This is a genomic window from Actibacterium sp. (genome assembly GCF_041584535.1).
GTDB lineage: Bacteria > Pseudomonadota > Alphaproteobacteria > Rhodobacterales > Rhodobacteraceae > Actibacterium_D.
The window spans coordinates 1-9,142 of sequence record NZ_JBFHDW010000085.1 but is presented as its reverse complement, the minus strand read 5'-3'; the positions used below and the strand labels follow the sequence as shown (position 1 = coordinate 9,142).

Annotated in this window: 11 protein-coding genes; 7 read left to right on the top strand and 4 right to left on the bottom strand. The window is 62.4% G+C overall.

What is annotated here, in order from left to right; all coding sequences use genetic code 11:
* On the bottom strand, positions 1-418 hold a 418-nt coding region (locus tag ABYW26_RS06140; protein ID WP_372603909.1), incomplete at its 3' end, for an ABC transporter substrate-binding protein.
* 217 nt (positions 419-635) lie between these two features.
* Here ABYW26_RS06140 and ABYW26_RS06135 point away from each other — a divergent pair.
* The 5 genes from ABYW26_RS06135 (at position 636) to ABYW26_RS06115 (ending at position 6,391) form a co-directional block, all read left to right on the top strand.
* Positions 636-1,937, top strand: coding sequence for a short-chain fatty acyl-CoA regulator family protein (locus tag ABYW26_RS06135; RefSeq protein ID WP_372603908.1), 1,302 nt, complete (start codon positions 636-638; stop codon positions 1,935-1,937).
* 79 nt (positions 1,938-2,016) lie between these two features.
* Positions 2,017-2,385 carry a response regulator transcription factor gene (locus ABYW26_RS06130; protein ID WP_372603907.1) on the top strand — a complete coding sequence of 123 codons (369 nt, stop codon included), beginning with the start codon at positions 2,017-2,019 and terminating at the stop codon, positions 2,383-2,385.
* Positions 2,382-2,690 (top strand): hypothetical protein, encoded by a 309-nt coding sequence (locus tag ABYW26_RS06125; protein ID WP_372603906.1) that lies wholly within the window; start codon positions 2,382-2,384, stop codon positions 2,688-2,690. The genes ABYW26_RS06130 and ABYW26_RS06125 overlap by 4 nt, the downstream gene beginning before the upstream one ends.
* Positions 2,677-5,379 (top strand): ATP-binding protein, encoded by a 2,703-nt coding sequence (locus ABYW26_RS06120; protein WP_372603905.1) that lies wholly within the window; start codon positions 2,677-2,679, stop codon positions 5,377-5,379. The genes ABYW26_RS06125 and ABYW26_RS06120 overlap by 14 nt, the downstream gene beginning before the upstream one ends.
* A 73-nt stretch (positions 5,380-5,452) precedes the next feature.
* Positions 5,453-6,391, top strand: coding sequence for a FliM/FliN family flagellar motor switch protein (locus ABYW26_RS06115; RefSeq protein WP_372603904.1), 939 nt, complete (start codon positions 5,453-5,455; stop codon positions 6,389-6,391).
* Between the two features lie 8 nt (positions 6,392-6,399).
* On the opposite strand, the gene ABYW26_RS06110 is transcribed toward ABYW26_RS06115, so the two are convergent.
* From ABYW26_RS06110 to ABYW26_RS06100, 3 genes are read right to left on the bottom strand one after another with little or no spacing between them, the layout of a single operon-like run.
* The gene (locus ABYW26_RS06110) at positions 6,400-6,819 is read right to left on the bottom strand and encodes a DUF6691 family protein (RefSeq protein ID WP_372603903.1); all 420 of its coding nucleotides are present in this window, start codon (positions 6,817-6,819) and stop codon (positions 6,400-6,402) included.
* Positions 6,819-7,244 carry a YeeE/YedE family protein gene (locus tag ABYW26_RS06105; RefSeq protein ID WP_372603910.1) on the bottom strand — a complete coding sequence of 142 codons (426 nt, stop codon included), beginning with the start codon at positions 7,242-7,244 and terminating at the stop codon, positions 6,819-6,821. Before ABYW26_RS06105 ends, ABYW26_RS06110 begins: the two co-directional genes overlap by 1 nt.
* Positions 7,245-7,289: 45 nt before the next feature.
* Positions 7,290-8,153, bottom strand: a complete 864-nt coding sequence (locus ABYW26_RS06100) for an MBL fold metallo-hydrolase (RefSeq protein WP_372603902.1) — start codon at positions 8,151-8,153, stop codon at positions 7,290-7,292.
* Positions 8,154-8,303: 150 nt separating this feature from the next.
* On the opposite strand from ABYW26_RS06100, the gene ABYW26_RS06095 reads away from it, so the two are divergent.
* Both ABYW26_RS06095 and ABYW26_RS06090 read left to right on the top strand, forming a co-directional pair.
* Entirely contained in the window at positions 8,304-8,621 is a 318-nt protein-coding gene (locus ABYW26_RS06095) for a TraR/DksA family transcriptional regulator (RefSeq protein WP_372603901.1), read from the top strand.
* A 29-nt stretch (positions 8,622-8,650) separates the two neighbouring features.
* Positions 8,651-8,863 (top strand): hypothetical protein, encoded by a 213-nt coding sequence (locus tag ABYW26_RS06090; RefSeq protein WP_372603900.1) that lies wholly within the window; start codon positions 8,651-8,653, stop codon positions 8,861-8,863.
* Positions 8,864-9,142: the final 279 nt, after the last annotated feature.

The following is a 9,142-nucleotide window of genomic DNA, read 5'->3' as shown; positions in this document are numbered from 1 at the left end:
CGCCCGAGGACGAACCGCCGGTGATCATGATCGCACCGTCTTTTTCGATCATCGACTTGGCCGAGGCGCGTGCAGCGTCCGACTTGGTCTGAGTATCACCCGTGACATACTCGATTTTCTTGCCGAGGATGCCGTTGCCTTTCAGCGCCTTCGACGAGAAGGTGTTCAGCATACCGCCGTCGCCTTCGCCGTTCAGGTGCTCGACGGCCAGTTGGTAGGCGCGAAGTTCGTCCGCACCTTCTTCAGCGTAGGGGCCGGACTGAGGCACGTTAAAGCCAAAGGTCACGGAGCTGCCGGTCGGCTCGTTGGTATAAGCCGCCGCAGACGACGCGGTGAAAATCGTCGGCAGCGCAAGGCTACCACCGGCGATGGCACCGGTTTTCAGCACGCCGCGACGTGTGAAGTTCGAATTGGACATGAAATCCTCCCGTTAGTGATTTGCTGTCCGCACCTCCTCTGCGCGGACTGCGCCCTTTTACAAGGTATCCCCAGTATCTCGCCGAGACCGAAAATTTCGCAACAACTGCTTTCTGCAAAACATTTTTTTTGTAAAAAAATACACAGCAGGTTAAGAGGACCTGTAAACTAATTCTCACGCGGGTGCAGAAAGCCATTGTAAAAGCGGGGTTTTTCGAATGTCACGCAATGCTTTGACCGGGAATCGCATCCGCGAGCGCCGAATGATGCTTGGGTTGCGGCAATCCGATTTGGCCAAAGAGGTTGGGATTTCGCCATCCTACCTGAATCTTATCGAGCATAACCGCCGAAGAATCGGGGGAAAATTACTTGTAGACCTTGCCAGAAAGCTGGAAGTCGAGGCTTCTTTGCTGGCCGAAGGCGCCGAGGCGGCGCTGCTGGAGGACCTGCGCGAGGCTGCTGCGGGCTTTGGTGCCGGCAAGGTCGATCTGACCCGGATCGACGAATTCGCCGGCCGCTTTCCCGGTTGGGCACAATTGCTGGTCGAACGCCACCGTCGCGTCGGCGAGTTAGAGCGCATCGTCGAAACCCTGACCGACCGCATGACCCATGACCCGTTTCTGTCGGCCTCGCTGCACGAGGTTCTGTCGACCGTCACTGCCATCCGCTCGACCGCCGCGATCCTGTCGGACACCGCTGATCTGGACCATGACTGGCAGGTGCGCTTTCACCGCAACCTGCGCGACGAAAGCCACCGCCTGACCGAAAGCGCGCAGGCGCTGGTGTCGTATCTAGATGACAACAGCGGCAGCGCCGACCGGCAAAGCTCGCCCCGCGAAGAGGTCGAGGCCTTTCTTCAGGCCCGCGATTTCCACATTCCCGAACTGGAAGGCCGCCCCGGCAATGTCGAGGCGCTGATCGCCAGCGGGGTCGAACTGACCACCAGCGCCGCCCGCGACATGGCGCGGCGCTATCTGGCGCGCTATGCGCAGGATGCACAGGCCTTGCCGCTGGAAAGCTTTGCCGAGGCCGTGCCGCGCCTGAATGCCGATCCCGGCCGTTTGGCCCAGCATTTCGGCACCGATCCGGGCACGGTGTTCCGGCGGCTGGCCACCTTGCCCGAAGACCGGATGCCGACGCGGGTCGGTCTGGTGATCTGTGACGGATCCGGGACACTGACCTTCCGGCGGCCATTGCCGGGGTTTGCCCTGCCCAGATTTGGCGCCGCCTGCGCGCTGTGGCCGCTCTATCAGGCGTTGTCCCAGCCCACGGCCCAGATCCGTGCCGTGGTCGAACAACCGGCCCGCCCGCCGCAGCGTTTCCTGACCTATGCCCTGTGCCAGCCGTTGCAGGGGGCAGGGTTCGGCGCGCCGCAGGTCTATGAATCCGCGATGCTGATCCTGCCCGATCAGATGGACACATCGGAACGCGCCTATCCGGTCGGAACAAGCTGCCGGATCTGTCCGCGCGGCGATTGTCCGGCGCGCCGCGAGCCGTCGATCCTGAGCGCCGGTATCTAGGCTTGGGTGCTTACCTCTTGGCGAGCGCAATACTTCAACTGTATAGATAATAATCAACGCTGCGCCGAAGGGGAGACGGATGGGGCGAAACGTTCTGCTGATCGAGGACGAACCGAATATTATCGAGGCGATCCGGTTCATCCTGTCGCGCGATGGTTGGTCCGTGCAGACCCATTCCGACGGCCGCAATGCCTTTGACGCCGTCCGCACCCGCAAACCCGATCTGGTGATCCTTGACGTGATGCTGCCGGGGCGCAGCGGGTTTGAAATTCTGCACGACATCCGCGCCGATGCCGAAACCCAGACCCTGCCGGTGCTGATGCTGACCGCCAAGGGCCAAACCAAGGACCGCGAGATGGCGACCAAGCTGGGCGTTGACCGCTTTATGTCCAAGCCGTTTTCCAATGCCGATGTTCTGGCCGCTGTAAGAGAGTTGGCAGGATCGTGAAACCGCCCTCCAGACCCCTGTTCCTTGCGCGTCAAAACTATCACGCGCGGCGGGTGATGGATGCGGCACGGCTGTTGCCGGTGCTGGGGCTGTTTCTGATGCTGATGCCGCTGTTGTGGCAATCCGACGGCGGCGCCCGCAGTCTTGGCGGGCAACTGGTCTATCTGTTCGGGCTTTGGGCGCTGCTGATCCTTGCGGCCTATCTGTTGTCGGGCCGGCTGAGTCGCGCCGATGACGACCTGAATTCGGCCTCAAAACCCGCCCCGACCGAGTTCAATCACGAGGCGCCGGATGATCAGCTTTAACGCCCTCGTTGCGGTCTGTCTCAGCTATGTCGCATTGTTGTTCATCGTCGCCTTCGTGGCCGAACGCCGGGCCAGCGCCGGCAAGTTCGGCTGGCTGCGCAGCCCGCTGATCTATACCCTGTCACTGTCAGTTTATTGCACCGCCTGGACGTTCTATGGCGCGGTCGGATACGCGGCGCGCTCGGGGTTGGAGTTCGTGACGATCTATCTGGGACCGACGCTGATGCTGATCGGCTGGTGGTGGGTTCTGCGCAAACTTGTGCGGATCGGCAAGACCCAGCGGATCACCTCGATCGCTGATCTGATTTCGTCGCGCTATGGCAAGTCGAACGCGCTGGGTGTGATCGTGACCCTGATGGCGGTGATCGGGACCACACCTTATATCGCACTTCAACTTCAGTCAGTAACCCTTTCTTTTGCTGTGTTTTCCAGCACAACCGCACACAGTTGGGAACTGCCCGATCAGAATGCTACTGCGTTGTGGGTGGCGGCGGGTCTGGCGCTGTTTACTGTGCTGTTCGGCACCCGAAATCTGGACGCGAACGAACGCCACCACGGCGTGGTAACGGCGATTGCGCTGGAATCCGTGGTCAAGCTGGTGGCGCTGTTGTCGGTCGGGGTGTTCGTGGTCTGGGGCATCGGCGGCGGCCTTACGGCAATGGCCGATCAGATCGCCGCCTCGCCGATCGCGGAATCGACCTTTCAGCCCGGGCGCTGGATCGGGCTGACAGCGATCTCGGCGGCGGCGATCATCGCGCTGCCGCGGATGTTTCAGGTGCTGGTGGTCGAAAACGCTGACGAACATCACCTGTCGACCGCAAGCTGGGCCTTTCCGCTGTATCTGTTCCTGATGAGCCTCTTTGTCGTGCCGATCGCGGTGATCGGGCTAGCGACCCAACCCGCAGGCACCAACCCCGACTTTTTCGTGCTGTCAGTGCCGCTCAGCCACGGCCGCGAGGGGCTGGCGACGCTGGCCTTCCTTGGCGGCTTTTCCTCGGCGACTTCGATGGTGATCGTGGCGGCCATCGCGCTGTCGACCATGGTGTCGAACCATATCGTCATGCCGCTGTGGCTGAACCTCAGCGCCCGAGGCGGCGCCAGCATGTCGGGCGATGTGCGCAATCTGGTGCTGCGCTCGCGGCGGTTCTCGATCGCCGGGGTGCTGGCGCTGGGCTATTTCTATTTCCGCCTGACCGGCGGCTCCGAGGCGCTGGCCAAGATCGGCCTGATCTCGTTCACCGGCGTGGCGCAGGTTCTGCCGGCGCTGCTGGGCGGGCTGTTCTGGCGCGGCGCCACCAAGCGCGGCGCGGTGGTGGGGCTGTTGCTGGGCTTTTCGATCTGGGCTTACACGCTGTTCCTGCCCAGTTTCGGCCCCGACGGCATCATGAACGCATCACTGTTGGCCGATGGCCCGTATGGCATCGGCTGGCTGCGCCCCGAGGGCCTGTTCGGCGTCGATGGTCTGGACCCGCTGGTCCACGCGATGTTCTGGTCGCTGAGCCTGAACAGTTTCGCCTTCTTCGCGATTTCGCTCAGCGGCTTCCCGACCCCGATGGAGCGCCTTCAGGGCGCGCAATTCGTCAATGTGTTCGAACATTCCACCGCTGCACGCGGCTGGGCGCAGGGCACGGCCGAGGCCGAAGACCTGTTGATCATGTCCCAGCGCATCCTTGGCCCGGAAGAGGCGCAGGCGCTGTTTCACAATGCGGCGGAAAATCAGGGGCAAAAGGGCTATCTGCCCGACATCACCCCGGCCTTCATGGAAACGCTTGAACGGGAATTGTCCGGGTCGGTCGGTGGCGCCACGGCCCATGCGATGATCGGCCAGATCGTCGGGCGGTCCTCGGTCTCGGTCGAAGACCTGCTGGCGGTGGCCGATGAAACCGCGCAGATGCTGGAATATTCCAACCAGCTTGAGGCCAAATCCGAAGAACTCAGCCGCACGGCCCGGCAATTGCGCGAGGCGAACGAGAAACTGACTGCGCTGTCGATCCAGAAGGACAGCTTCCTCAGCCAGATCAGCCACGAATTGCGCACGCCGATGACCTCGATCCGGGCGTTCTCGGAAATCCTGATGGATGGCGGCAACGACATGTCGCCCGAGGATCTGACCAAATATTCGACCATCATCCACGAAGAGGCGATCCGCCTGACCCGGTTGCTGGACGATCTGCTGGATCTGTCGGTGATGGAAAACGGCCAGGTGACGATCAACATCCAGCCCGGCAGCCTGAACGCGCTGATCGAACGCGCGATTGCCGCCACCGGCTCGTTGGATGGGCGCGGCAAGATCCGCATCCTGCGCGATCGCGGTAACGAAGACCTGCCGCTGATGACGGATACCGACCGTCTGAGTCAGGTGTTCATCAACCTGATCACCAATGCGCAGAAATACTGTGACGCCGCCGATCCCGAGCTGCGTATCCGGGTGCGGCGCGCTGGTGCCATGGCGACGGTCGATTTCATCGACAATGGCAGCGGCATTCCCAAGAAAAGCCAGAACATCATTTTCGAAAAATTCGCCCGGCTGTCGGATCGCAACTCGGCGGGAAGTGCCGGTCTGGGTCTGGCGATCTGCCGCGAGATCATGGCGCGGCTGGGGGGCGACATCACCTATCTGCCGGGGCAGGGCGGGGCGGCGTTCCGCGTGACCCTGCCAGTGGCCGACCGGGCGCAGGCAGCGCAATAATCTGACATCGGGTAACGATTTGTGAACCCTGTTGGGGTCATCTGGACACGGTTGTAACGGACGGTGATCGCGGATGACAAAGGCGAACGGCCCTGAGACGGCGCTGCGGCGCAAGCTGAGCCCGGCCTCGGCCGCAGTGGAAAGCATGGGCGGCGGTGCGGTTTTGCGGGCGTTGGCGCTGGCGCTGGCCCGCGCGGCACAGGATCTGGCCGGTCTGGCGCTGTCGGTCAGCGGCCAGCAACAGACTGCGCCCGATCTTGACGGGGTTGAACAAGCGGCCCGTGCCCAGACCGGCGGCCTGATTGCGCTGGTCGAGGCTGACGCGGATGGTCCTGTCGGGCTGGTGGTGCTGTCGGCGCCCTTGGTCACGGCGATTGTGGCGCAGCGGATGACCGGACGCCTGCCCACGGCACTGCCGCCGCCGCGCGCCCCGACCCGCGCCGATGCCGAATTGCTGCGCGATGTGATCGACGCGGTTCTGGGCGGCGCGGAAGGGGCGGCGGACTGGCTGCGCGGGTTTCGCTATCGCGCCATGCTGTCGGATGCGCGACTGGCGCGGTTCGCGCTTGCGGATGGCCCGTTCCACGCGGTGCGTTTGGATGTTGCCTTGCCCGCGCCCTTTGCCGAGGCCGAGATTTATCTGGCCCTGCCAGCGGTCGCTACCGCAGCACAGGCTGCCGAGGGGCCTTTGCCTTGGGCGCAAGCGCTGGAGGCATGCATTCTGGGCGCTGAAATCCCGGTTCAGGCGATTCTCAGCCGTCTGCACCTGTCGCTGACGCAGGTCTCGGGCTGGCAGGTCGGGGACATGATCGCGCTGCCGCGCCGGGATCTGGACGCGGTGCGGCTGGAAACGGCGGGGCAGGTGGTGGTGGCAACCGGGCGGCTGGGTCAGTCACGCGGCGACCGGGCCGTGCGCATCGCCGCCGCCATGCCGGGGGCGCAGGGCAACAGCGCGGCGCCGGAAATAGCTGCGGCGCCGATCGCAACCGGCGCCGCTGAAGATGTGGCTTAGGATGTGGCTCAGGCGGTGCGGAACCGGGCCTTGATCGGCACGGCGGCAATCATGCCAGCGCACATCGCTAGGAAGAACACCCAATGGCCAAAGCCGCCATAGCTGAGCGAGGCCATCGCCGGGCCGGGACACAGCCCGGCCAGACCCCAACCGGCGCCAAACATCACCGAGCCGATGATCAGGTCGTTGCCCAGTTTCGGCTCGGGCCGTGCGGGGAAGTCACCGCCCAGAACCGGACGCCGCCCGCGGGTAAAGGACCACGCGATCGCCATCGGAATGATCGCGCCGCCCATCACGAAGGCCAGCGTCGGATCCCAATCGCCGAACACGTCCAGCCAGCCCTGCACCTTGGCGGTGTCGGTCATGCCGGAGATGAACAGCCCGGCGCCGAACAGGGCGCCCGCGATGAAGGCAAACAAAGCGCGCATCAGATCACCCCCAGAACTTGCCGGAACAGCACGATCGTCACGCCGCCCGCAAGGATATAAAACACCGTCGCCGCAATCCCGCGCAGCGACATCCGCGAGATGCCACAGACCCCGTGCCCCGAGGTGCAGCCATTGGCGATCCGGGTGCCAATGCCCACCAGCAGACCGGCGGCGATGATCACAACCAGATTGCCGGTGATATGGGTGTCCACCGATTTATACAGCGGATACAACGGAATAGGCATCAGGATCAGCCCGGCGATAAAGGCCACACGCTCCCACAGGGTGCGCATGCCGCTGCCGTCCAGCAGGGCGCCCAGAATGCCGCTGGCCCCCATGATCCGGCCGTTCACCAGCAGGTAAACCGCGCCGCCGGTGCCGATCAGCAGACCGCCGACAAAGCCCCAGATCCAGTCTTGTTCAATCATTTCCCAAATCTCCCTGCCGGTGACGGCGATTTGCCCGTGTTCTTACAGCTTGTTGATCGGCACTTTCAGATAGACGGTGCCGTTTTCTTCGGGCTCGGGCATCTGACCGGCGCGCATGTTGACCTGTAGCGAGGGCACGATCAGGCGCGGCATGTCAAGGCTGGCGTCGCGCTCGGTCCGCATCCGCACGAAATCGTCGCGCTGATTGGTGCCGCCGACATGGACGTTCTTGGCCTTTTGCTCGCCCACGGTGGTTTCCCACGCATAGACGTCGCGGCCCGGAGCCTTGTAGTCATGGCCGACGAAAATCCGGGTCTGGTCGGGCAGCGACAGGATTTTCTGCACCGAGTCATACAGCGTTTCCGCCGAGCCGCCGGGGAAGTCACAGCGCGCGGTGCCGAAATCGGGCATGAACAGGGTGTCGCCGACAAAGGCCGCGTCGCCGACCACATAGGTCAGGCAGGCCGGGGTATGGCCGGGGGTGTGCAGCACATCGCCGCGCAGCTGGCCGATATGAAAGCTGTCGCCTTGTTTGAACAACTGGTCGAACTGGCTGCCGTCACGCTGGAACTCGGTGCCTTCGTTGAACACCTTGCCGAAGGTGTCCTGCACGACGGTGATTTTTTCGCCGATGCCGATCTTGCCGCCCAGATGCTTTTGCAGATAGGGCGCCGCCGACAGGTGGTCGGCATGGACATGGGTTTCCAGCAGCCATTCGATCTCAAGCCCGGTTTCTTTGACCCAGGCGATGATCGCGTCGGCGGATGCAGTGTCGGTGTGGCCCGAGGCATAATCGAAATCCAGAACGGAATCGATGATCGCCGCCTTTTTCGACATCGGATCGCGCACAACATAGGATACGGTGTTGGTGGCTTCGTCAAAGAAAGCCTTCACTTCGGGTGACATGGGTTCGGTTCCTCCATCAGGTTCCCGACAACATATGCGATTTTCATTATGTGTTTCAACAGTGATCTGACATCGCAGTTGACGTGCATCAAAGAACATCCACTTCTAGAGTGTAACACTTATGTGAAATTAGCAGGGAAGGAATTGCGTATGACCACCGTTGCAGAAAGAAAAGCGGCGCTTGAGGCTCGGCTGGCCGAGCTTGACGTCCGTCTGCACGAGATCGACGACGAACTGGATGCGCATCAGTCGAAAGACTGGGAAGAATTGGCGGTCGAGCGCGAAGAAGACGAGGTTCTGGAACGCATGGGCGCCTCGGGCCTGCACGAAATTGACCAGATTCGCGCCGCTTTGGCCCGGATCGAGGCCGGTGAATACGGATTTTGCGTCACATGCGGTGACGAGATTTCGGAAAAGCGTTTGGATTTGATTCCTGCGACTCCGTTTTGCAGCCGCTGCGCGCCGTAAACAGATATATCCCTTTTGGAGGAAACGACATGGCTTTTGAACAACTCAAGGCTGGTATTGCTTTGCTTATGGAAGAAATCGAAAAGCGCCCCGAGGACCGTCACGTCCTGCTGGAAGAGCTGCGCGAGAAACTGGCCGAGCTGCGCGGTCTGGGTCTGGGCGTGCCCAACGATCTGGAAGTGCTGATCGACCGGCTGGACGATGACGACGCCGACGACATTTTCGATAATATGCCCGTCTAAGGCCGTCTGGCCCGCCGAAAACACATCAATCTGTTGCGTTTCGCCCTGTCCCATATACTAATGGTGGCAGGGCGAAGCGTTTTACGCGGCCCAAGGGGGACGCGTCGATCAGGGGTTGGCAGCGATGACGGAACAGGTGCGTGTGGTCTCGGGAAAATCGGGCGTCGCGCGGATCATACTGAACCACCCGCCGCTGAATGCCATCACTCAGGCGATGTGCGCTGGCATGATGCAGGCGCTGAAGATGCTGCTGGCCAATCCCGCCACCCGCGCCATTCT

What these genes read in the sequence shown, in the direction of transcription:
- ABYW26_RS06135 (WP_372603908.1), top strand. Translation starts at nt 636, where the DNA reads ATGTCACGCAATGCTTTGACCGGGAATCGCATCCGCGAGCGCCGAATG.
- ABYW26_RS06130 (WP_372603907.1), top strand. Translation starts at nt 2,017, where the DNA reads ATGGGGCGAAACGTTCTGCTGATCGAGGACGAACCGAATATTATCGAG.
- ABYW26_RS06120 (WP_372603905.1), top strand. Translation starts at nt 2,677, where the DNA reads ATGATCAGCTTTAACGCCCTCGTTGCGGTCTGTCTCAGCTATGTCGCA.
- ABYW26_RS06115 (WP_372603904.1), top strand. Translation starts at nt 5,453, where the DNA reads ATGACAAAGGCGAACGGCCCTGAGACGGCGCTGCGGCGCAAGCTGAGC.
- ABYW26_RS06110 (WP_372603903.1), bottom strand. Translation starts at nt 6,819, where the DNA reads ATGCGCGCTTTGTTTGCCTTCATCGCGGGCGCCCTGTTCGGCGCCGGG.
- ABYW26_RS06100 (WP_372603902.1), bottom strand. Translation starts at nt 8,153, where the DNA reads ATGTCACCCGAAGTGAAGGCTTTCTTTGACGAAGCCACCAACACCGTA.
- ABYW26_RS06095 (WP_372603901.1), top strand. Translation starts at nt 8,304, where the DNA reads ATGACCACCGTTGCAGAAAGAAAAGCGGCGCTTGAGGCTCGGCTGGCC.
- ABYW26_RS06090 (WP_372603900.1), top strand. Translation starts at nt 8,651, where the DNA reads ATGGCTTTTGAACAACTCAAGGCTGGTATTGCTTTGCTTATGGAAGAA.